This window comes from Brucella sp. LJL56 (assembly GCF_054871705.1).
On record NZ_JBTXLQ010000002.1, the window covers coordinates 289,334 to 310,333 of the forward strand.

The window sequence follows — 21,000 nt, forward strand, 5'->3', positions numbered from 1 at the left end:
CCAATTTGCACGGCTGTGCAGAAAAAATAAAACCAGCCGGCGATCCTGGGGAGGAGGCGCTTATGCCAGCGTTTTTGGAGGTGGCGGACGCACGCGTTCGCTATGGGAGCAATGAAGTTCTCAAAGGCGTGAATTTGTCAGTCAAGAAGGGCGAATTCGTTGCGCTTCTCGGCTCGTCCGGCTGCGGGAAGACAACCCTGCTGCGTGCGATCGCAGGCTTTAACATGCCATCCGATGGCGCCATCCGGGTAGACGGGAAAGATGTCACAAAACTCCCTCCGGATAAACGCGGCATGGCACTTGTCTTCCAGTCCTACGCGCTCTGGCCGCATATGACTGTCGCGCAGAACATGGGCTACGGCCTGCGTATTCGCGGCGCAGCAAAAGAAAAGATCAAGCACAAGGTCGAAGAAGTTGCTCGCCTGCTGGGCCTCGACGCCTTGTTGGAGCGCAAACCCTCCGCCCTTTCCGGCGGACAGCGCCAGCGTGTCGCTCTCGGTCGAGCCCTCGCTATTCAGCCTGACATTTTGTTGCTTGATGAGCCACTTTCCAATCTCGATGCGCGCATCAGACTGACGGTTCGCCACGAGATCAGCGCTTTGCAGCGCCGCCTCGGCATTACGGCGGTCCACGTGACACACGACCGAGAAGAAGCCATGGTTATGGCCGACCGCATCGTCATCCTCAATAACGGCAAAATCGCACAGGCTGGCGCACCAGAAGAGGTCTACAACCATCCTGTTTCGGATTTTGTAGCGGCATTTATGGGTGCCGAAAATCTGATCGAAGTGCCAATCCAGATCAAGGCCGATCGCATAGAGATCGCAGCGGGCGCCAACAACAAGGCCGGTAGCATTTCTGCGGGCCGTCGCAACCTTTCAGACGGCTTGGCATCCGCACGCTTCCGCAGTGAAGCAGCCCGCCTCACCGAGCCGGGGGCAAACCAGCCCGCCCAAGCCTCCGAGCTAATCCTCAACGGAACAGTCGAACAGACCAGTTATCCCGGCGGCCTATGGCGACACATGATCCGCATTGGTGATCGTCACATCATGGTCGATGCTCAGGAAAGCCATCGACCTGGAGCGAATGTTGAAATCCATATACCCGAACACACCCTGTTTCTGTTCGACAAATAGTTCGCCAACAGGCGATTCTCGCCAGCGGCATGTACGATGTACCCTTGAAATGAAGGAGATTATGGATCGGTGAGATAAGCGTTCGCGTCACATTTTTTTATGCACAGCCGTGCACACCGATCCCATTCTCTATCGTGTCCAATACGGGGAAAGCCCGTTTCGAAGTTCTTTCTACGGACACTTCCGTGCCCGTATATGCCTCTGTTCCCGATAGCCACCACAGGATGCGCTGCATCTACATTCAACATAAGACCGGAAATCCCGGTTTCAGACAGGAGTCCTTTTCATGAGAACTATCCTGAACGCAGCGATGGCGATAGGCCTCACCGTCGCACCAGCCGCTGCCGATGACCTTACCGTCCTTACGGCAGGCGATCAGAATATGGTCGACTATATTAATCAGTATCTTGGACCTTTGTTCGAGAAGGAAAACCCAGGAACGACTGTTCGCGTCGTTGGAACAGGCCCTGGCGATGCAGGCTCGCAAAAAATTCTCGAACGTTTCGAAGCCCAATCCAAGGCCGGGGTAGAAAAATGGGATACCGACGTTGCTGTAGTCCACGAAAAATTTGCCGGACCAATGGTAACGGCCAAGTTCCTCGAAAACTACCGCGGCAAGATCGACAGTGGCAAGCTGGTCACACGCGATAATGCAAAAATGGCACTCGGCACGGACGTCGACGGTTATGTCATGCCGATGTTCAACAGCCAGACAGCACTTGCATACAATCCAGCTCTCGTCGCCAACCCGCCGAAGAGCTATGACGAGCTCGTCACATGGGCCAAAGAAAACCCGAAGCAGTTCGGTTATAATGGCATCAAAGGTGGTGCGTCGGGCGTGAGTTTCGTTATGGGTTGGATCTATGCTTATGGCGGCGATGCAGACAAGCTAATGAAAGGTCCATTCGAAGAAGGCGAAGCGAAGAACTGGGACAAGGCATTTACCTCGCTCAAGGACTTTACAAAAAATGCCACCCTCACCCCAGGAAATGCCGGCACACTCGACATGCTGAGCCGGGGCGAGATTGCGATGGGACCGGTATGGGTCGACATGTTCTATTCATGGAAGGCGAATGGTCAGCTTCCGCCAGAAATGAAACTTGTCCTGCCCGCTCCCGGCATGCCCGGACAGCCGATGCACTATGTGATCCCAGAAAAGAGCGCACATAAGGAACTCGCCGAAAAATTCGTTGCTTTGGCGACAAGCCCGAAAGTGCAAGCCGAAGGTATCGTGAAGCGATTCAACTGGTATCCGGGCATCGATGCCGACCATGTCAAGGCAGAGCTGGATAACGACACCTGGAACAAGCTTTTCACCGATATTTCGCCGGATGACCTTGCGAAATATGGCAAGCCTTTCCCAATCGCACCTTATAACACAGCGATTCTGGAGGCTTATGAGCGTCAGGTTGGCAATTAAGCCCGACAATCCTGCCTTCTATCGGAGCGTTTCGGCGAACCTGGTTCTATTCTGAATGCTCCGATGTTGATGCCGGGTACGCCACTAAAGCACCATTAAAGCGCATTCGAAAAATTTGAAACGGTTTTCGGATGCGCGTCTAAGCGAGCTGTTAGAGCGCCGATCTGAATCGATCAGATCGCAACGCACTTGAGTATGCCCGGCACGTCCCCATTTTCATGAGGTTTCGAATGTCGCATCGACTGATAGGGATCCTTCTTGTCGCGCCAGCAATGGCGATCGTCTTGTTGCTGTTTATCGTACCGCTTTTCGGAGCGATCACCGGAGCATTCTATGTCTCGGGCGAATGGGGAACCGGCAATTTCACCAAAGCATTCGAGCTTTATTCCAGTGATATTCTTTTCACTTTCGTGATCGTCACACTGTCGTCTCTGCTGATTGCGTTGTTTTCCGTCGCTATCGGCGGTTACCTGACGCTCGGCTCGAACCCGCGTGCCGTCACAATTCTGCGCTGGCTGTATCGGTGGCCGCTTTTCATACCCTTCATCGTCGTCGGCCAGATACTCCGTACCTTCCTTGCCAAGAACGGGTTGATGAACAGCCTACTCATCGAAACCGGGCTCCTCACGCCACTGCAAGCCATGAGCTTTCTAGACTGGCGGGGCATCGTGATCGCGTTCGTCTGGAAACAAACCCCCTTTGTCACGCTGTTACTGGCTGGTGCCATGGCGTCCATTGATCGCAGCACTATTGAATCCGCCCGCAATCTGGGTGCCGGACGGCTGCGCATCCTCATCGAGATCGTTCTCCCCCAGGTCCGCCAGACGTTGCTCGTTGGACTGATACTGAGCTTTGTCACCATGATGTCCGTTTTGTCCGTGCCTTTGATGATTAACGCCCAATCACCGACGATGATTACCGCAAACATGGCATTCCGCATCAACGCCTATGGCGATTATGGCGTCGCAAACGCGTTGGGTACCATTTCTCTGCTCATGACGAGCCTCGTCGCCTGGATTTACCTCCGCCAGACCATGAAGGAACACGGCCAATGAGCAACATCATTGATTGGCGCTGGATACCGCGTGGCATACTGCTTGGCCTGCTCGCCTTTGCGATTTTCGGGCCGCTTGCCAACCTGCTTCTGTGGGCCGTGGCTGAGCGCTGGTATTTTCCGCATACACTGCCGCTTCAGTATGGATTTTCGTTCTGGGCGAATGTTTTTTCCTCTCGGGGCAATGCGCTCTCATCACTTGCCACAAGCGTCGTCATCGCAGGACTGACCGTGGTCGTCTCGCTCGGCCTTGCAATTCCCGCCGGTTATGCTCTCGCACGATTAACACTGCCGTTTCGTGGGCTGATCCTGTTGACGCTCCTGATACCGCAGGCTTTTCCGAACCTGCCCGTTTACGTGAACATCGCACAAATATTCTATTCGTTTGGCCTGAATGGCACGATTACTGGCGTCGTTCTGGTGCATGTCACCCATGGTCTGGTCTATGCTGTGTGGATCGCCACGGCCGCGTTCTCGGCTATTGATCGCGAGCTTGAAGAAGCGGCCCGTTCAATGGGCGCATCAGCACTCAAGACATTTTTCGACATCACCCTGCCTATAGCTGCACCCGGTTTGCTTGCCAGCGCCATCTTCGTCTTTCTCGAGTCGCTCGACGAGTTCACTGGCACCTATTTCGTTGGCGCTCCGGATATTTCCACCTTGCCGTTGCTACTTTATACAGCGAGTTCCGGTGGCAATTATCAAATCGCGTCGATCAGTGCATTGATATTGCTGGTGCCGTCAATTGCCTTCATGTTCGTGGTCGAGCGCTTCCTCAGAGCCGATGTCCTTTCAAAAGTAGGACGATGAAATGTCAGATAAAGAAATACCGCGTGAACTGGACATCGCCGATAACCAGCCACGGTTCATCAGTGCGCATGAAGTCGCGCTTGAGGCAGGTGTGTCTCGTTCCGCAGTGTCTCGCACCTTTACGCCGGGCGCGAGTGTCTCGCCCGCGACACGTGAGAAAGTGCTGAAAGCCGCAGAAAAGCTTGGCTATCAGGTCAACGACTTGGCGCGTGGTCTTCTAGCAAATCGCAGCCGTATCGTCGGAATGATCGCCGCAGACCCGGACAGCCCGTTTCGCGCTCGCCAGGTAGCAGCACTTTCCCGTCGGCTTGCCGCACGCGGCAGTGTGCCTGTATTGATCCCGACCGGTCAGCACGGCGAGAACCTCTCCGCCGCCCACGAAACGCTGCTCCGTTATCGCGCCGAAGCGACGGTGGTTCTTTCCGGTATGCCCTCATCGTCATTTGTCGAACTGGCACAACGAAATGGCCAGACCCTCATCCTCGTCGGGCGCACCGAAAATGGGGCCGACCACATCCACATCAACAATCGACTTGCCGCCGAAACGGCTGTCGATATTTTTGCCGCACGTGGCATGAAAAAGCTCGGCCTGATAACGTCGAATGTCGGCAGCCTCAATCTCGTTGAACGTGAGGAAGCCTTTATCGCCAAGGGCAAGAGCCTCGGATTAAGCATCAGTGTCCAACGCGGTGAACTCACCGATTATGATGGCGGCTATGGAGCCGCCTCCCTGCTTCTTGGTGAAAGAGAGCGGGTGGAAGGCGTTTTCTGCGTCAACGATCTTATGGCCTTCGGTCTGATGGACTGCGCACGCGACGTCTTCAACCTTTCCATTCCCGAGGATATTTCAGTGATCGGCTTCGACAATGTCACTGAAGCACGCTGGGGCGCCTATCGCCTGACAACATTCGACCAAAACGCAGAACGTCTTTCTACCGAGATCATCCGGCTGCTGGATGACCGGCAAGCAGCCCCGAACGCACCACCGCAAACTCTCATACTCGAATTGCCGCTCATTCTGCGCAACAGTGTCAGACCACTAAAAGCCGAACGCGGCGTTCGGGGAAAGCCAGACCAATGAGTTTCCATTCCATCTGGTTACGTCCTTCACGCGACGACCTCAAATTTCTTGAATCCATCGTTACAGAGCTGGCTGGCCGCTTTGCCTCGCCTAAATTTGAACCGCATGCGACGCTCGTGCCCGATATGAAACGCTCGGCAGACGAACTGCTGCCGCTAGTGCTGAGCCTCGCGGTCGGTCGCAAGCCGATCGACGTCCAGATTGAAGATGTAACGACAACCAAGGACTATTTCCGGTCGTTCTATGCCGCATTGCAGAAAACACCTGCACTGATGGCATTGAAACAGGATGCACTGGGCATATCAGGAGAGGACGATGCCTCAACCTTTCTGCCGCATGTTTCGCTTGCCTACGGCGTCGCTGATAACGCTTTGCGTGAAACGGAGATGTTACGCCTGGCACAATCGCTCACTGGTCGTAGACTTTGCTTCGACCGAATGGTGATCGTCAGTTCCTCAAGCGAGACGCCAATCGAACAATGGATCGTCAAACACGAAATCTATCTTGCCGGATAGAGAAAGCCCGCCAGGTTGCGGGCTTTCTTCAATGCCTTGTCTTGACTTACAGCGGACGTGGATACTGCCTGTAGACCTTCTCAATGTCGGTCATAACATCATCGGAAAGATTGACCTGATAGGCGGCGATATCGATCTTCAACTGGTCGACAGTCGTCGCACCAATGATGGCCGAAGTCATAAACGGGCGCGTCAACGTAAAGGCAATAGCCATCTGGGCGATATCGAGACCATGCTTCTTTGCAACCTCGATATAAGCGCGAACTGCCGGTTCGGAATGAACATTGTTCCTCCAGATACCACCTTCGGAAATGGCCGCGCGTGAGCCGGCTGGCATTTTGCCTCCCAGATATTTCCCAGTCAGCACACCGGCTGCAAGCGTCGAATAAGCAAGCAGCCCCACATCCTCACAAATTGCCAGCTCCGCCATGTCAAAATCGAACTGGCGCTGCAACAGGCTATATTCGTTCTGGATCGAGGCTATCCGCGGCAGGTCATGCTGCTCCGCCAGCCGAAGCCACTGCATGGTTCCCCAGGCCGTCTCATTGGAAAGACCAATATGTCGGATCTTGCCATCCTGAACCATGTCTCCGAGCCCCCGCAGAACGTCATGCATCTGTCGGGTTTCTGCTGTTCCGTCCGTCATGGACGGATCGAAGCTCCAGCTTTGGCCAAAATGATAGTGCGCGCGCATGGGCCAATGGACCTGATAGAGGTCTATATAGTCCGTCTGAAGCCGCTTCAGGCTATTTTCCACCGCCTCGCGAACGCTGGCTCGGCTTGGCCTGGCACCGTCTCGAATCCACTTCTGCCTACCACCACCGGCGATCTTGCTTGCCAGTACAATCTTGTCACGTTTCCCGGACTTTTTAAACCAACTACCAATATAAGCCTCTGTTTTGCCGTAACTTTCCGGGCTCATTGGAATAGCATACCCCTCGGCCGTATCAATGAAGTTGATACCGGCATCAAGGGCGACATCGAGCTGCTCATGAGCGTCTGACTCGGTATTTTGCACCCCCCAAGTCATGGTGCCGAGGCAAATTTCAGTGACAGTAAGGCCGGTACGGCCCAAAGGCTTCATTTTCACGAGAGTTTTCCGGATCGATTGTTCGCGACTGCGCGATATGAGAGTGGGACCAATTGATAGCCCCGCTCTATCGCAACTGACAAGCCTGTCACGAAATTTTCAGATCAAATTAAAGAAATCGTTCTACCGAATAAGGCTTCGGATCAACAAAAGTCTCTTCTCCAACAAGCATTTCGGCGAGCAACCGTCCTGTTGCAGGTCCAAGCGTCAAGCCGTGATGCGCATGGCCGAAATTGAACCACAACCCCTTGTGCCTTGGCGCGGCACCAATGACCGGGCGCATATCAGGCAGGCAGGGACGTAGCCCAAGCCAAGGCGTCGTTTCGACAGCGTCGCCCAATTGGGGCACAAGCTGGCGCGCGATTTTCTCATCTTTCTTAAGCTGTATATAATTGGCGGGTGCATCGGGCGAGGCGAATTCGATGCCTGTCGATAGACGTACGCCCTGTACCATCGGGGCGAGAACATAGCCAGCTTCTTCATCCACCACCGTATGACCAAGCCGCGAACCGTCCTTCATAGCAAAATGAAGGTGATGGCCGCGCTTGATGCCGAGCGGGATTGGATAGCCAAACTTTCGGAAAATAAGACCGGATTGCGGACCCAGTGCGACGACAACGTCACGCGCATGGATAGCGCCCTCTTCCGTTGTCACTTGCCAGCCGTTCTCATTCGGCACCAAGCTCGCAGCATCGCCGTGAACGAAGATGCCGCCATTTCCGGTAAACAAATCAGCATAGGCTTTGACCAAACCACCCGGGTTCACAACGGTCTTGGGGTCGAGCCAGTGAATGCCGCCCGCCACATCGCCGAGTGATGTCTCACGCTGGCGCAATGCTGTTGCATCCAAGATGTCATAAGACAGTTTGAAGCGTTGCAGATCAGGTAACCGGCGCACTGCTGCATCGAATGCCGAAGACGTCCGGAACACTTCGATCCATCCCTGCGACCGGATTAATCTCTCACTGCCTGACTGGCCCACCAAGGCATCATGCTCACGGACGCTCGCTTCGATCAATGGCAGCATGGCATTCGTAGCAATTTTCAACCGATCCGGCGACGATTCCCGCCAGTACTGAAACAGCCAGCTCGCCATCTTCGGTATGTAGAGTGGGTTATAACGAACGTCAGAACGACGGTTCATACCGTAACGCACAAGTGTCCAAAGGCCTTGCGGGAAGGAGTAGGGAATTACACTCGACCGCTCGATCAGACCCGCATTTCCGAAACTGGTGCCATTGCCCGGCTCGTTCTTGTCAATCAAAAAGACCGAACGACCTCGCGCCTGCAGATGCAGCGCCGTGGATACACCGATAATACCCGCGCCCAGAACGATGACATCTTGTTGCTGAATCGGCATTTCCGGTATCCACAAAATTAAAGAAACAAACGCGCCGATTGCAGCCGGCGCGTTGTTGCTTACAGCAAAGTGCTGTGTCTTTTACAAGCAATCAGTAGATGTCGAAGTCGAAATATTTCTTCACAATGGTAGCGTAGGTCCCGTCTTCGCGAATTTTCTTGATTGCAGCGTTGAATTGTTCACGCAGATCGTCATCACCCTGACGCAGCGCAATTCCAGTATCGGTCTGCGTTCCAGGAATATCGCCAATGAGCTTGCAGCAATCGGCACCGTCACCCTTGATCCAGTCGGAGATCGGGAACTTATCGGAAACAACTGCATCAAGCCGCCCATTTTTCAGGTCGGCATTGGCTTCGTCGGCAGTCGGATAGAGCTTAACGTCAGCACCAGCCTTGCCGTAGACGTCTTCCGCATAGTTGCCCTGCGTCGTCGAGCCTTGAGCACCAACTGATTTGCCCTTGAAGGCTGCGGCATCCAAGGATGCGATCGGGCTGTCCTTTGGCACGGCAACGGAAAGCGGTGTGGAGTAATATTTGTCGGTGAAGGCGACTTCCTTTTTGCGCTCTTCCGTAATGCTCATCGAAGCGATGACCGCATCGAACTTGTTCGATTTCAGACCGGGAATCATCCCGTCCCAATCATTAGCAACAATGGTGCACTTCGCTTCCATCGCCTTGCACAGAGCATTGGCTATTTCGACATCAAGCCCCTGCAACGAACCGTCGGCGGCCACGAAGTTGAAAGGTGGGTACGCACCTTCGGTTGCAATGCGGATTTCCTTCCACTCCTTGGCCTGCGCCGGCAAGGCCGCGATTACGGTTGCAACACTCGCAAATAGGATGGCTTTCAACATAACTATTCCCCTTACTGCTTTGTTATCGTTGTAATTGGCAGGGTATCTCCTGCGAATGGCAGCGCCCCATTTTTCATGCGCTCGCCAAGACTGAAGCACCGGACGCCCTCCACTGCAAGCAGGATTTGAAGGCATCCGGTGCAAATTTTGTCACATCAATAGATGTCGAAATCGAAATACTTCTTGCGGATCGTTTCGTAGGTGCCGTCGTCACGGATCTTCTTGATAGCGGCGTTGAACTGTTCACGCAGATCGTCATCACCCTTGCGCAAGGCAACTGCGATCTTGGTTTCAGAACCGGGAATGTCGCCGAGGAATTTGCAGCAGTTTCCACCTTGCTTCTTCAGCCAGTCCGCAGCGAGGAATTTGTCAGCGGCAATTGCGTCCAGACGGCCACTTTCAAGATCGGCGTTAGCTTCGTCGGCAGTCGGATAAAGCTTCACATCTGCTCCCGCTTTGCCATAAACGTCGTCGGCATAGTTGCCCTGAGTGGTGCCAGCCTGCGCACCAACCGTCTTTCCATCAAATGCCGATGGATCGAGCGAAGTGATATCAGTATCCTTCGGTACGACAACCGCAAGCGGGGTCGTGTAATAGCGTTCAGTGAAGGCGACCTGCTTTTCACGCTCTTCGGTAATGGCCATCGAAGCAATAACCGCATCGAATTTATTGGCCTGCAGACCTGGGATCATACCATCCCAATCATTGGCAACGATCGTGCATTTGGCTTCCATGGCTTCGCAAAGCGCGTTCGCGATATCAAGATCGAAACCTTCAAGCTTGCCGTCTGGAGACATATAGTTGAACGGAGGATAAGCACCTTCGCTGGCGATGCGGATTTCTTTCCATTCCTTTGCCTGAACCGGCAAAGCGAGGAAGACAGAGGCCAGACCGGCCAGCAAAACTGATTTCAACATAACTTTCCTACTTCTTCAAAGCGCACTCCGAAACGTGCGAAACGGTTTTCGGATACGATGCGCAGATAGACACAGATCAAGCGGGCAGAAATATCCATCCGCCGGTTTGGATCGGGCAATGCGCTTAAATCCGATCCCGTTCAATAGCAACTTTTGCAGGACTGACTTACCAAATGCCAAAACGCAAAAAGGGTCTGTTGCAAACAAGTGCAACAGACCCTGCATTCATGCGGCAGAAGCTATCAGGCAACCATACGTGCGCAATGGTCTTCCTGTGCATAAGCCTTGCCAAAGCGATTTGCGAGAAACGCTTCCAGCGTGATGTCTTCCTGGCGGATAAAGCCCTGCTGCGGAAGATCGCCCTTGGCAAGCATGTCGAGCACAGCGCAAATAGCCGAAGCCGTCGTGATCTGAATACCCGAGCGAACGATCTTGCCAACCTGAGCGGCATAAACCTTGTTCGCGTAGGTTTCCTGAACCAGGCGACCATTCTTGGTGCCGGAAACTGTCACGAAAATCACGACAACATCCTGAAGGGTCGTTGGCAGGGCATTTTCAAAAATGTCCTTGAGCACTTCACGACGATGGCGCAGGCCGAGGTCGTTGAGGAGCGCCTTCATCAGCGCAACGTGCCCCGGATAACGGATGGTGCGATAATTGAGCGTACGCACCTTGCCTTCGAGCGTTTCGCAGAGCGTGCCAAGACCACCAGAGGTGTTGAAGGCTTCATAGGTAACGCCATCAAGCGAAAATTCTTCACGCTCTTCGAGAGCAGGAACTTCAGTCAGTTCACCGTTAACGATGGCTTCGCACGGCTCGATATACTCGTTGATGACGCCATCGGTGCTCCAGGTCAGATTGTAGTTCAGAGCATTCGAAGGGTACTGCGGCAGGGCGCCAACGCGCATACGAACGTTATCGAGCTTATCAAAGCGCTTCGCCAGATCATAGGCAACGATAGAGATGAAGCCGGGAGCAAGGCCACACTGTGGAATGAAGGCCGTCTTGGCTTCCTTCGCAAGCTCCTTGACACGGCGGGTGCTTGCCACGTCTTCAGTGAGGTCCAGATAGTGAACGCCCGCCTTCGCTGCAGCTTCGGCGATACGGGTCGTCAGATGAAATGGAGCGGCGCTGAGTACGGCGAACTTGCCAGTAAGAGCGACTTCAAGAGCCTTGGCATCTTCAATAGCTAGTGCCTGCGTCTTGACTTCTGCACCAGACTCCAGAGCATCAAGCTGTTCCTGAGAGCGATCGACAACGGTGACGGCATACTCGCCTGTGGAAGCGAGAAGATCGGCAATGGTGGCGCCGATTTTACCTGCGCCGACAACAACGATCTCTTTCATGTATTTTCCCCTTGGAATGCAAATCGGATATGCAAGAATCGCATAGTTCCATGCAAAAAGAAGCATACAAACCGACGATATGACGTTGTTTATTTGCACATATTAACGTATTTAATATGCATTATGACGACAGAAGCCGACCTTACACTCATCGCCCTCCTCCGTGAAAATGCCCGCGCCTCTACGGCGGACCTTGCGAGGCGCCTCGGCGTCTCTCGCACCACAGTCCAAAGCCGGATCGAAAAGCTGGAAAAACGTGGAGTTATTGAAGGTTATACGGTGCGAATCGCACCGGAATTCGAACGCGATCTGGTTCGCGCTCATGTACTGGTGACAGCATTACCCAAACTTGCTCCGAAAGTCGAAACGGCACTGCGTGGCATGATGGCCGTCCGTTCGCTTCATTCTGTCAGCGGCCACTTCGATATGATCGTCGTTGTCGAAGCTCCGTCCATACAAGAGCTCGACGCCGTTCTGGATCGCATAGGCGCGCTGGAAGGTGTCGAGCGTACGATGTCATCCATCATCCTTTCGACACGGATTGATCGCTAAACGACTTCGGATAAAAAGAGCGGCATCAAGTGGCGGCGGTTCCCGCTCCTCTCAAACGTTTTCGACGAAAAAACATGGCTGCAAGGCCTAAAAGCACCGTACCTGCGATGAACAGAAATGCTGCGGAAGCTATAGCCGGACTAATATTCTCTCGGATTGTCGAAAACATCTGACGCGCCAAGGTGCGCTGATTTGGACCAGCAACAAACAGTGTCAGCACAACCTCGTCCAGCGAAGTAGCAAAAGCAAGCACAGCACCGGAAGCTATGCCCGGCATGGCAAGTGGAAGAGTGATTTTTCGAAACACTGTCAAAGGGGATGCGCCCAGGCTCTCGGCTGCAAGTTCGACGCGCCTGTCAATACCAGCCAGTGCCCCGGTAACGCTCACGAGAACAAAAGGTATCGAAATCACGGTATGAGCGACGATCACGCCAAGATAGGAACTCGCTATACCAAGTCGCACGAATAACAACTGCATCCCTACCCCCATGACGACGGCGGGAACGACCATGGGTAACAGGAACAGAGTTTTAATGGGGCCGGAAAGAAACAAGGTCCTGCTGCGCAAGCCGAGTGCAGCCATGGTTCCTAGCGCAGTCGCCAAAATCGTCGTTCCTGAACCGACAATCAGGCTGTTACCGATTGCGCGCCGCCAGACGTCCGCCGTAGCAAGTTCTTCAAACCAGCGCACTGACCAGCCGGGCACCGGATAGGTCAGGAATACGCTGGATGTAAAAGCAAGCGGAAGGATGGCGAATAACGGCGCGATCAAAAAGACCACCGCTGCGATACCGAACATGATTTTCGCAATGCGCCCCATGTTCACGCCCTCCCCTGTTCGTCAGCGGTAAGCCGTCCGTACACAGCGTAGAGTATAAGACAGGCAACCAGCAACACGAGTCCGAGTGCGCCAGCCATACCCCAGTTGGCTGAACCGGTCGCATAATAGGCGATGATCGAGCTTATCATCTGATCGCTCGGTCCACCAATCAATGCCGGGGTGATGTAATAGCCAATAGCGCTCATGAACACGAGCAGCATTCCGGACAGGATGCCGCGCATGCTCAATGGCAGCAATACACGCAGAAAAGCCCTCCACGGTGGCGCACCGAGTGATGCAGCCGCTGGCATCAGATTGCTTGGGATCGACACAAGCACGCTATAGATCGGAAGCACCATGAACGGCAAAAGCACATGCGTCATGGCTATCACCACACCTGCCCTGTTGAAAATCAATGGGAAAGGCGAATCCGTAATACCCAGCCAGATCAATGCATCATTAATAAGCCCCTTGTCCTGCAGAAGGATGAACCAGGCAGCGGTTCGCACCAGCAACGATGTCCACAACGGCAGAAGAACGGCAGCAAAAAGTACATTTCTGACCCACCCCGTAGACGATGTAAGCAAGACAGCATAGGGGTAACCGATCACCGCACAGGCTAGCGTCACCAGCGCAGCGATCCAGAATGTACGCAACATTATTGCCCGGTTGGCCGATGTGCCAGACGCCATAGAAACAATCTCGCCAGACGTATCGCGTTCCATGTCAACGGCTGCAAGCAGGTTGCGATCAGTTGTTGGAGAAAGCGCATTCGCAATCGTCTGCCAGAATTCCGGTCGGCTCCATCGCTTGTCGATCATTTCCAGGTCAGGAACAGGATCGCCCTTGTCTATGGCCGACAGCGTTTTGCTCATCAACGTTCGAAAGCCCGATTGAGCGCTGTTCAAACGGCGAACCATGTCCCCTACAGCCTGCTGATCGGTGGAGGACTTGAGATCCGTCACCAGAGCCTGCTTCATATCCGGTGACGGCCCCGATTGCCCGTCCCACAGGCTTACAGCCTCGGCTGTCTGAGGAAGAACGCGCAAAACCGCCGTATCGGACACAGCCTGCTTCATCATCACCCCGAGAGGCCACAGGAAAAATAAGGCTATGAAAACAAGTAAAGGCGCGATCAGGAGCATCGCTCGGACAGTTTTGCCGGATAGAACCGTCATGTTGCGATAGTCCAGCAATCAGCGGCGTTGAACCCTGCAACTACATCCGTTCCAGGCGTCCATTCACGCGCTTTCCTGTCAAGACGTACGATGAAATCATGGGCGCGGCCATCAAGCTGGATACGGAGATGATCTCCCTGATAGACATTGTCAATCACGCGAGTTCTAAGAAGATTGTCTGAATTGCCCTCGCTACCCAGCTCAATACGCTCGGGCCGGATGGACAGGAGAACTTTCTGTCCCATCGCAAACGTTCCCTTTGATGACGCGGTTAGCGTGCCGCCATTGCTCAAACGAATAAAAGCGCTGGTGCCTTCAACCCGGTCGATTGTTCCTTCAGTGAGATTGGTTTCACCTATGAACTCGGCGACAAACCTCGTCTGCGGTTCATCGTAAATCGTGCGTGGTGTGCCTATCTGTTCGATTTTTCCTTTGTTGAAAACAGCAATCCTGTCAGACATGGTCAGGGCTTCGCTTTGGTCATGGGTGACGAAAACAATCGTCAATCCCAACCGGCTGTGCAGCGCACGGATGTCGAGTTGCATTTGTTCGCGCAACTGCTTGTCAAGCGCGCCGAGCGGCTCATCCATCAAGACCACTCCCGGTTCGAAAACCAGTGCCCGGGCAAGCGCCACGCGTTGTTGCTGTCCACCGGAGAGTTGGGACGGCTTGCGTTCGCGCATCGTGGAAAGCTGCACCATATCGAGCACCTTATCCACCAGCTTGCCGATCTCCACTTTCCCAATACCTCGCATCTGAAGCGGAAAGGCGACATTTTCGCCAACTGTCATATGGGGGAAAAGCGCATAGTTCTGAAAGACCACCCCCATATTGCGCTTGTATGAAGGAACCGTGTTGATTGCCTTGCCATCAACGTGAATCGCTCCACTGCTTGGATTTTCAAACCCCGCGAGCATCATCAAAAGTGTCGTCTTACCTGACCCGGAAGGACCGAGCAGGCTCACGAATTCACCTCGATCAATATCGAGGTTCAAACCATCTATGACTTTGAAATCACCGTAGGATTTACTGATATTCTCGAAGCGGATGCGGCAGTCCGTCAATGAATCACTCCATCTTCCGGAAACGGGGAAACCCCGCCGATATTGCACGACGGGGGCCATAACTACGAATTATTGCGCCAGCCAGGCGTTGAAGCGCTTTGTCAACTCTTCGGAATTATCGATCCAGAAATCGACATTAAGCGGAAGGGCGTCTTTCAGATTGGCTTCCGCTGTTGGAAGATCCGACGCGAATTCCGCAGGCACCTTGCTTGCAGCTTCCTTGTTCGGCAGACCGTAAGCGACGTATTTCGGCAGTTTCACCTGATTTTCAGGTTGGCTGGCAAAAGCAATGAAATCCAGCCCTGCATCCTTGTTCTCGGCATCTTTCAGGATCACCCAGCTATCAACGGCATAAATACTTCCCGGCCAGACCACCTTGAAGTTCTTGCCTTCGCTCCGGTTTATACCCGTAATACGCCCGTTGTAGGCGGATGCCATCACCACTTCATCCGAGGCCAGCAATTGCAACGGTTGTGCCCCTGCTTCCCACCAGACGATGTTCGGCTTCAATTCATCGAGTTTTTTGAACGCACGGTCCACACCTTCCGGTGTCGAGAGCACGTCATAAACTTCATCCTTGCTGACCCCATCGGCGAGAAGCGCGAATTCTAACGTATACTTTGCGCCCTTACGCAAGGAGCGCTTGCCTGGAAATTTCTTCACATCCCAGAAATCAGCCCAGGATTGCGGGCCATCTTTCAGCTTGTCCGCATTATAGGCGATTGCCGTCGACCACACGATTGCACCCACGCCGCAATCATTGACCGCACTCTCGAGGAATTTATCCTTGCCGCCAACCTTGTCCCAATCGATCTTCTCGTAAAGACCGTCCGCACAGCCCAGCGCGAGCTCTTCGGCCTCCACCTGCACGACATCCCAATTAGGCGATCCTGCCTTTACTTTAGCCTGAACGACGCCATAGCCGCCGTCCCAGGATTCATCCAGCAAGGGCTTGCCGGTCTTCTCGGAAAAAGGCTTGAAGTAGATTTCACGCTGGGCGTCCTGATAATTACCACCCCAGGAAACGACCGTCAGGTCACGGGCGGCAGCGGAGCCGGTATAAAGCGCGGTTGCGAGGAGTCCACCCATCAGGGCAAGGCGAGCAATTTTCATCGACATGTTCCCCATTTTGGTTCGACGGGTTGTTCCCGCCATTGTTGTAATGAGGTCATGCTAACTTGATCGGTAGGCGCGGGCAATATTGTAGTCGCCCAGGAATACAAAAGTCGTATCTGCTCTGTCAGAAACAACAAATCCGGGCGCAAAAGTGCTCGGATTTGTTATTTATTCAGACTCAAGCGCGCTCTAGCGCGATTGCAATACCCTGCCCGACGCCGATGCACATCGTTGCGAGAGCATATTTGCCACCGTTGAGCGAGAGTTCGAGTGCCGCCGTGCCTGCAATGCGTGCACCAGACATGCCGAGCGGATGCCCGAGCGCAATAGCACCACCATTCGGATTGACGCGTTTGTCGTCGTCGATAATTCCAAGATCGCGCAACACTGCCAGCCCCTGCGACGCAAATGCTTCATTCAGTTCGATCACATCGAATGCATCGGGTGCAATGCCGATGCGTGCAGAAAGCTTCTTTGTTGCCGGGGCCGGACCGATCCCCATGATGCGTGGAGGAACACCTGCCGTGGCTCCGCCCATGATACGGGCAATTGGTGTGAGACCATATTTCTTGATGGAGGCATCAGACGCGATGATGAGTGCCGCCGCTCCATCATTGACACCGGAAGCATTGCCAGCCGTCACGGTACCACCCTCGCGGAAGGGCGTACCCAGCTTCGCCAGCGCTTCCAAGCTCGTAGCGCGAGGGTGTTCGTCTTTTTCGACAATCAAGGGATCACCCCTGCGCTGCGGGATCGTAACCGGAGCAATTTCCTTCGCAAGGCGTCCATTGGCCTGCGCAGCAGCCGCCTTCTCCTGGCTGCGAAGTGCAAATGCGTCCTGATCTTGTCGTGAGACATGAAAATCTTCGGCGACATTTTCACCCGTCTCCGGCATGGAATCGACGCCGTACTGCCTTTTCATCAAAGGATTGATGAACCGCCAGCCGATTGTCGTATCGAAAATTTCCGCCTTGCGTGAAAATGCACTATCGGCCTTCGGCATAACGAAGGGAGCGCGGCTCATGCTTTCCACACCACCCGCTATAAGCAATTCTGCCTCGCCCGCCTTGATAGCGCGTGCGGCAGTTATGACTGCATCCATCCCGGAACCGCAGAGACGGTTGATCGTCGTTCCTGATACCCCAACAGGTAATCCAGCCAAAAGCAGTGACATGCGCGCAACATCGCGGTTGTCTTCCCCCGCCTGATTGGCCGAGCCGAAGATAACGTCATCGACTCCTTCCCAGTCGACGGAGCTGTTACGTTCCATAAGTGCTTTCAATGGAATAGCACCAAGATCGTCCGCACGGATTGATGAAAGCGCGCCGCCGAAACGACCGATGGGAGTGCGGATATAGTCGCAGATATAGGCTTCATTCATGGTATGGCCTCACAGTTCGGGGACGATGAGATCGGCAACCGGGCCGTCAATATGAAGCTCTGCACCAGTCATGGCCTGAAGGTCTTCCAGCGTCATCGCCGCCAGTTTTTCGCGCAAAACGAAACGGCCCTTGTCAATGTCGATCACGGCATGACTGGTATAGATGCGAGTGATACATGCGACGCCAGTGAGTGGAAAAGTGCACTTTTCGACCAGTTTCGGCTCGCCTTTCTTGGTCATATGCTCGGTGATGACAACCACCTGCTTCGCGCCGTGCACAAGGTCCATCGCACCGCCGACCGCGGGCACGCCCTTCGCGCCAACCCGCCAGTTGGCGAGATCACCATTCTGGGCAACCTGATAAGCACCGAGAATTGCCACATCAAGATGCCCACCACGCACCATTGCGAAACTATCGGCATGATGGAAGAATGCTGCTCCGGGCTTCAGCGTAACTGCTTTTTTTCCTGCATTGATCAGATCCCAGTCTTCCTCGCCAACCGGAGGTGCGTCACCGAAATCCAGAATGCCGTTTTCTGTATGGAAAATTGCTTCGCGCCCTTCCGGCTGATAGCGGGCGACCATTTCGGGAAAGCCAATTCCAAGATTTACGTAGGCACCGTCCTGAATATCCTGTGCAGCACGCCATGCGATCTGGGCATTGGACAGTTTAATGTCCTCATGAGGATCAATCATCATACGTAAGCCACTCCCGCCCGAATAAGTTCTTCTTCCTGCTGCGGATTTGCAACTTCGACGACACTATCGACGAAGATACCCGGCGTGATGATGTCTTCCGGTTCCATGCCGCCGAGCGGAACAATTTCTGAGACCTGCACAATCGTCTTGGCCGCAGCCATACACATGAGCGGATTGAAATTGCGTGCGGCCATGCGATAGGTCAGATTGCCGTGAGTATCACCGAGATGCGCTTTGATGAGCGCGAAATCGGCTTTCAACCAGCGCTCCTGCACGTAAAATCGTCCATCGAACTCGGCTATGATCTTGCCTTCGGCAAGCTCGGTGCCGTAGGCCGTCGGCGTATAGAAAGCCGGAATACCGGCACCGCCCGCACGGATACGCTCTGCCAACGTTCCCTGCGGCACAAGCTCAAGGTCGATTTCACCGGCGATGTACTTATCGGTGAATGCGCGCGGATCGGAAGATCGAGGGAATGAACAAATCATTTTCCTGATCATCCCTGCATCGATCATGGCCGCAATACCGATGCGTCCATTGCCTGCATTGTTATTGATGACCGTCAGGTTCTTTGGGCCTTTGTCGATCAGGGCATGAATGAGTTCGATTGGCGCACCGGAGCCACCAAATCCGCCAATCATGACGGTTGCACCCTCACCTATTCCGTCAACGGCCTCCGCCAGACTTCCGACTGTCTTGTCCATCTTACCTCCATACCGGAAAGCTCCTGCTCCTGCCCAAGCATTTCCGATCTCAATGGCGCTGGAGTTAGCCACTCGATCGATACTTGGTCAAATTTTTTGTGCGTTATTTGAAATTTGTTCATATATCGCACAAACTGCACTATACGGCGAGGGGAATCTCATGCGTGAAACAGATTTCGTTGGAGGCTTTGCCAAAGGCCTGAGGGTCATTGAAGCATTAGGTGAAGACCAGCCACGTCTTTCAATAGCTGACGTTTCAAAGATCACAGGCCTTGATCGCGCGACGGCACGACGATGCCTGCTGACACTCGCCGAACTCGGCTATGCCGAATATGACGGGAAATTTTTTATGCTCCTGCCCAGGATCCTGCGGCTTGGACATGCATACCTCTCCTCAACGCCATTGCCCACGATCATCCAGCCGCATCTGGATCGGCTCGCCGATATAGTCGGCGAGAGCGCATCAGCATCCGTTCTTGACGGAACGGAAATTGTTTACATCGCACGTGCCTCGCAAATGCGCGTGATGTCCATCAATCTGATGGCTGGCAGCAGGCTTCCAGCATACTGTGCTTCAATGGGCCGTGTACTTCTGGCCTGGCTCCACGAAGACGAAGCACAGGCTCTTCTCAAACGCACTGAACGAAAAAAATTGACGCCGTTTACGAAAACGGAAATTGGCCTGGTGATGACTGAGCTGTCTCTTATTCGCGGACAGGGTTATGCAATCAACGATCAGGAACTGGAGCTTGGATTACGCTCCATCGCCGTTCCTGTCTTTAATCATCGCGGCACCATTGTCGCAGCGCTCAACATCGGGGCCCCAGTGGCCCATGTTGAAACAAGCGATCTTGTCAGGCGCTTCCTACCTGTCATGCTGCAGATTCAATCAGAATTGCGCAGTCTGCTGAGATGAACTGCCAAGAATGAAAAATCCAATCTAACTCTGCGGTGATGAATCCAGAGCGGCCAGACGCTGGCGCTCCCTCAAACGGTAAGATCGCGGTGTCTCCCCCGTCATTTTTAGAAAGAAACGTGAGAAATAAGCCGGATCCGAGAAACCAAGACTGTAAGCTATATGCTGAACAGACGATGGCATAGCTATCAAATCACGCTTGGCTACATCAACCAGCTTGCTTGCAAGCATATGTTGTGCGGTCATCCCTGTTAGCAGTTTGACAGTCCGATTGAGATGCGTCGATGAAACTCCAAGTAATTTCGCATAGAACCAAACGGGCTTGTGTTCGCGGTAATAACGGTCAATCAGCTCCAGAAATCGTTCGATGCAGGGGGACCTATACGCCTGCCGCACGTCCTGAATCGCCGGTTCACAATTACAAAGCTGCCTCAGAATATAGACAAAAAATACTTTAAAAAGAGATTCCAGTAAGCTGTTTTTATATTCTTTTCTCATCTGAAATTCATCTTGCATCTGCTTTAAAAGAGACGAAAGCAACGCTAGGTTTTCTTCGCCCGCACCTTCCATCGTCAGGAGTTGAGGCCGCATGAGCCACTCCGGCGTCGCGCCTCCCCCGATAAATGGCATATGAGGATTCAAGATCGTTACGATATGCCCTACAATATCTCTTGAAAATGCAAACCCATGATTGAATCCTGGTGGTATTAAAACAGCACATGGTGTCAGGAATGGGCGAACGACGCCGTCAAAATTCGCATGCCCCGTACCACCTTCAATGTACAAGAGCTGAAAGAAGCTCTCGTGACGATGCAATGAAATCTCGAAATTGTGCAAACTTGATCGCGAAAAAAGCGTCTCACAATGTAGCCAGAAATCCGGCTTCTGCTCGTTCTCTTCTCCGTACAGCTTGTAGGTCGGAATAAATCGATCTCGCATGTCCTCCTCCAGTCATGTTCGATTTGTACAATAAATTGCTAGGATTATC

Annotated in this window: 21 protein-coding genes; 8 read left to right on the top strand and 13 right to left on the bottom strand. The window is 53.6% G+C overall.

Features of this window, described 5'->3' with window-relative positions; genetic code table 11:
* Window positions 1–62: 62 nt before the first annotated feature.
* The 6 genes from ACYSN1_RS09960 (at window position 63) to ACYSN1_RS09985 (ending at window position 6,016) form a co-directional block, all read left to right on the top strand.
* The gene (locus tag ACYSN1_RS09960; protein WP_461725517.1) at window positions 63–1,136 is read left to right on the top strand and encodes an ABC transporter ATP-binding protein; all 1,074 of its coding nucleotides are present in this window, start codon (window positions 63–65) and stop codon (window positions 1,134–1,136) included.
* Between the two features lie 286 nt (window positions 1,137–1,422).
* The gene (locus ACYSN1_RS09965; protein WP_461725518.1) at window positions 1,423–2,556 is read left to right on the top strand and encodes an ABC transporter substrate-binding protein; all 1,134 of its coding nucleotides are present in this window, start codon (window positions 1,423–1,425) and stop codon (window positions 2,554–2,556) included.
* A gap of 230 nt (window positions 2,557–2,786) precedes the next feature.
* Complete coding sequence (locus ACYSN1_RS09970) at window positions 2,787–3,611, top strand: ABC transporter permease (protein WP_461725519.1); 825 nt, start codon at window positions 2,787–2,789, stop codon at window positions 3,609–3,611.
* Window positions 3,608–4,420 carry an ABC transporter permease gene (locus ACYSN1_RS09975; protein WP_461725520.1) on the top strand — a complete coding sequence of 271 codons (813 nt, stop codon included), beginning with the start codon at window positions 3,608–3,610 and terminating at the stop codon, window positions 4,418–4,420. The genes ACYSN1_RS09970 and ACYSN1_RS09975 overlap by 4 nt, the downstream gene beginning before the upstream one ends.
* A 1-nt stretch (window position 4,421) precedes the next feature.
* Window positions 4,422–5,501, top strand: a complete 1,080-nt coding sequence (locus tag ACYSN1_RS09980) for a LacI family DNA-binding transcriptional regulator (RefSeq protein ID WP_461725521.1) — start codon at window positions 4,422–4,424, stop codon at window positions 5,499–5,501.
* Complete coding sequence (locus ACYSN1_RS09985; RefSeq protein ID WP_461725522.1) at window positions 5,498–6,016, top strand: haloacid dehalogenase; 519 nt, start codon at window positions 5,498–5,500, stop codon at window positions 6,014–6,016. Before ACYSN1_RS09980 ends, ACYSN1_RS09985 begins: the two co-directional genes overlap by 4 nt.
* 46 nt (window positions 6,017–6,062) lie before the next feature.
* Here ACYSN1_RS09985 and ACYSN1_RS09990 read toward each other — a convergent pair whose 3' ends face one another.
* From ACYSN1_RS09990 to ACYSN1_RS10010, 5 genes are all read right to left on the bottom strand, one after another.
* A complete protein-coding gene (locus tag ACYSN1_RS09990; RefSeq protein ID WP_461725868.1) occupies window positions 6,063–7,100 on the bottom strand; it encodes an aldo/keto reductase in 1,038 nt (345 codons plus the stop codon).
* Window positions 7,101–7,215: 115 nt separating this feature from the next.
* Window positions 7,216–8,466 carry an NAD(P)/FAD-dependent oxidoreductase gene (locus tag ACYSN1_RS09995; protein ID WP_461725523.1) on the bottom strand — a complete coding sequence of 417 codons (1,251 nt, stop codon included), beginning with the start codon at window positions 8,464–8,466 and terminating at the stop codon, window positions 7,216–7,218.
* 91 nt (window positions 8,467–8,557) lie between these two features.
* Complete coding sequence (locus ACYSN1_RS10000; RefSeq protein WP_140019127.1) at window positions 8,558–9,319, bottom strand: ABC transporter substrate-binding protein; 762 nt, start codon at window positions 9,317–9,319, stop codon at window positions 8,558–8,560.
* Window positions 9,320–9,474: 155 nt separating this feature from the next.
* Window positions 9,475–10,236 (bottom strand): ABC transporter substrate-binding protein, encoded by a 762-nt coding sequence (locus ACYSN1_RS10005; RefSeq protein ID WP_461725524.1) that lies wholly within the window; start codon window positions 10,234–10,236, stop codon window positions 9,475–9,477.
* 242 nt (window positions 10,237–10,478) lie between these two features.
* A complete protein-coding gene (locus ACYSN1_RS10010; RefSeq protein WP_461725525.1) occupies window positions 10,479–11,582 on the bottom strand; it encodes a saccharopine dehydrogenase family protein in 1,104 nt (367 codons plus the stop codon).
* Window positions 11,583–11,705: 123 nt separating this feature from the next.
* On the opposite strand from ACYSN1_RS10010, the gene ACYSN1_RS10015 reads away from it, so the two are divergent.
* Complete coding sequence (locus ACYSN1_RS10015) at window positions 11,706–12,134, top strand: Lrp/AsnC family transcriptional regulator (RefSeq protein WP_061347140.1); 429 nt, start codon at window positions 11,706–11,708, stop codon at window positions 12,132–12,134.
* A gap of 25 nt (window positions 12,135–12,159) precedes the next feature.
* On the opposite strand, the gene ACYSN1_RS10020 is transcribed toward ACYSN1_RS10015, so the two are convergent.
* From ACYSN1_RS10020 to ACYSN1_RS10050, 7 genes are all read right to left on the bottom strand, one after another.
* Complete coding sequence (locus ACYSN1_RS10020) at window positions 12,160–12,954, bottom strand: ABC transporter permease (RefSeq protein ID WP_461725526.1); 795 nt, start codon at window positions 12,952–12,954, stop codon at window positions 12,160–12,162.
* Window positions 12,955–12,956: 2 nt separating this feature from the next.
* Window positions 12,957–14,132, bottom strand: coding sequence for an ABC transporter permease (locus ACYSN1_RS10025; RefSeq protein ID WP_461725527.1), 1,176 nt, complete (start codon window positions 14,130–14,132; stop codon window positions 12,957–12,959).
* Window positions 14,129–15,196: an ABC transporter ATP-binding protein gene (locus ACYSN1_RS10030; protein ID WP_461725528.1), complete on the bottom strand. Its 1,068-nt coding sequence runs from the start codon at window positions 15,194–15,196 to the stop codon at window positions 14,129–14,131. The genes ACYSN1_RS10025 and ACYSN1_RS10030 overlap by 4 nt, the downstream gene beginning before the upstream one ends.
* A 69-nt stretch (window positions 15,197–15,265) precedes the next feature.
* Window positions 15,266–16,309: an ABC transporter substrate-binding protein gene (locus ACYSN1_RS10035; RefSeq protein ID WP_461725529.1), complete on the bottom strand. Its 1,044-nt coding sequence runs from the start codon at window positions 16,307–16,309 to the stop codon at window positions 15,266–15,268.
* A gap of 181 nt (window positions 16,310–16,490) precedes the next feature.
* Entirely contained in the window at window positions 16,491–17,693 is a 1,203-nt protein-coding gene (pcaF, locus tag ACYSN1_RS10040) for a 3-oxoadipyl-CoA thiolase (RefSeq protein WP_461725530.1), read from the bottom strand.
* Between the two features lie 9 nt (window positions 17,694–17,702).
* A complete protein-coding gene (locus ACYSN1_RS10045) occupies window positions 17,703–18,392 on the bottom strand; it encodes a CoA transferase subunit B (RefSeq protein WP_461725531.1) in 690 nt (229 codons plus the stop codon).
* Window positions 18,389–19,096, bottom strand: coding sequence for a 3-oxoacid CoA-transferase subunit A (locus tag ACYSN1_RS10050; protein WP_461725532.1), 708 nt, complete (start codon window positions 19,094–19,096; stop codon window positions 18,389–18,391). The genes ACYSN1_RS10045 and ACYSN1_RS10050 overlap by 4 nt, the downstream gene beginning before the upstream one ends.
* A gap of 160 nt (window positions 19,097–19,256) precedes the next feature.
* On the opposite strand from ACYSN1_RS10050, the gene ACYSN1_RS10055 reads away from it, so the two are divergent.
* A complete protein-coding gene (locus ACYSN1_RS10055; RefSeq protein WP_461725869.1) occupies window positions 19,257–20,012 on the top strand; it encodes an IclR family transcriptional regulator in 756 nt (251 codons plus the stop codon).
* A 24-nt stretch (window positions 20,013–20,036) separates the two neighbouring features.
* Here the strand turns inward: ACYSN1_RS10055 and ACYSN1_RS10060 are convergent, their stop codons facing one another.
* Window positions 20,037–20,951, bottom strand: a complete 915-nt coding sequence (locus tag ACYSN1_RS10060; protein WP_461725533.1) for a helix-turn-helix domain-containing protein — start codon at window positions 20,949–20,951, stop codon at window positions 20,037–20,039.
* Window positions 20,952–21,000: the final 49 nt, after the last annotated feature.

Excerpts from the sequence above, each read along its gene's own strand:
- ACYSN1_RS09960 (WP_461725517.1), top strand. The coding sequence starts at position 63 with ATGCCAGCGTTTTTGGAGGTGGCGGACGCACGCGTTCGCTATGGGAGC.
- ACYSN1_RS09965 (WP_461725518.1), top strand. The coding sequence starts at position 1,423 with ATGAGAACTATCCTGAACGCAGCGATGGCGATAGGCCTCACCGTCGCA.
- ACYSN1_RS09970 (WP_461725519.1), top strand. The coding sequence starts at position 2,787 with ATGTCGCATCGACTGATAGGGATCCTTCTTGTCGCGCCAGCAATGGCG.
- ACYSN1_RS09975 (WP_461725520.1), top strand. The coding sequence starts at position 3,608 with ATGAGCAACATCATTGATTGGCGCTGGATACCGCGTGGCATACTGCTT.
- ACYSN1_RS09980 (WP_461725521.1), top strand. The coding sequence starts at position 4,422 with ATGTCAGATAAAGAAATACCGCGTGAACTGGACATCGCCGATAACCAG.
- ACYSN1_RS09985 (WP_461725522.1), top strand. The coding sequence starts at position 5,498 with ATGAGTTTCCATTCCATCTGGTTACGTCCTTCACGCGACGACCTCAAA.
- ACYSN1_RS09990 (WP_461725868.1), bottom strand. The coding sequence starts at position 7,100 with ATGAAGCCTTTGGGCCGTACCGGCCTTACTGTCACTGAAATTTGCCTC.
- ACYSN1_RS09995 (WP_461725523.1), bottom strand. The coding sequence starts at position 8,466 with ATGCCGATTCAGCAACAAGATGTCATCGTTCTGGGCGCGGGTATTATC.
- ACYSN1_RS10000 (WP_140019127.1), bottom strand. The coding sequence starts at position 9,319 with ATGTTGAAAGCCATCCTATTTGCGAGTGTTGCAACCGTAATCGCGGCC.
- ACYSN1_RS10005 (WP_461725524.1), bottom strand. The coding sequence starts at position 10,236 with ATGTTGAAATCAGTTTTGCTGGCCGGTCTGGCCTCTGTCTTCCTCGCT.
- ACYSN1_RS10010 (WP_461725525.1), bottom strand. The coding sequence starts at position 11,582 with ATGAAAGAGATCGTTGTTGTCGGCGCAGGTAAAATCGGCGCCACCATT.
- ACYSN1_RS10015 (WP_061347140.1), top strand. The coding sequence starts at position 11,706 with ATGACGACAGAAGCCGACCTTACACTCATCGCCCTCCTCCGTGAAAAT.
- ACYSN1_RS10020 (WP_461725526.1), bottom strand. The coding sequence starts at position 12,954 with ATGGGGCGCATTGCGAAAATCATGTTCGGTATCGCAGCGGTGGTCTTT.
- ACYSN1_RS10025 (WP_461725527.1), bottom strand. The coding sequence starts at position 14,132 with ATGACGGTTCTATCCGGCAAAACTGTCCGAGCGATGCTCCTGATCGCG.
- ACYSN1_RS10035 (WP_461725529.1), bottom strand. The coding sequence starts at position 16,309 with ATGAAAATTGCTCGCCTTGCCCTGATGGGTGGACTCCTCGCAACCGCG.
- pcaF (WP_461725530.1), bottom strand. The coding sequence starts at position 17,693 with ATGAATGAAGCCTATATCTGCGACTATATCCGCACTCCCATCGGTCGT.
- ACYSN1_RS10045 (WP_461725531.1), bottom strand. The coding sequence starts at position 18,392 with ATGATGATTGATCCTCATGAGGACATTAAACTGTCCAATGCCCAGATC.
- ACYSN1_RS10050 (WP_461725532.1), bottom strand. The coding sequence starts at position 19,096 with ATGGACAAGACAGTCGGAAGTCTGGCGGAGGCCGTTGACGGAATAGGT.
- ACYSN1_RS10055 (WP_461725869.1), top strand. The coding sequence starts at position 19,257 with ATGCGTGAAACAGATTTCGTTGGAGGCTTTGCCAAAGGCCTGAGGGTC.
- ACYSN1_RS10060 (WP_461725533.1), bottom strand. The coding sequence starts at position 20,951 with ATGCGAGATCGATTTATTCCGACCTACAAGCTGTACGGAGAAGAGAAC.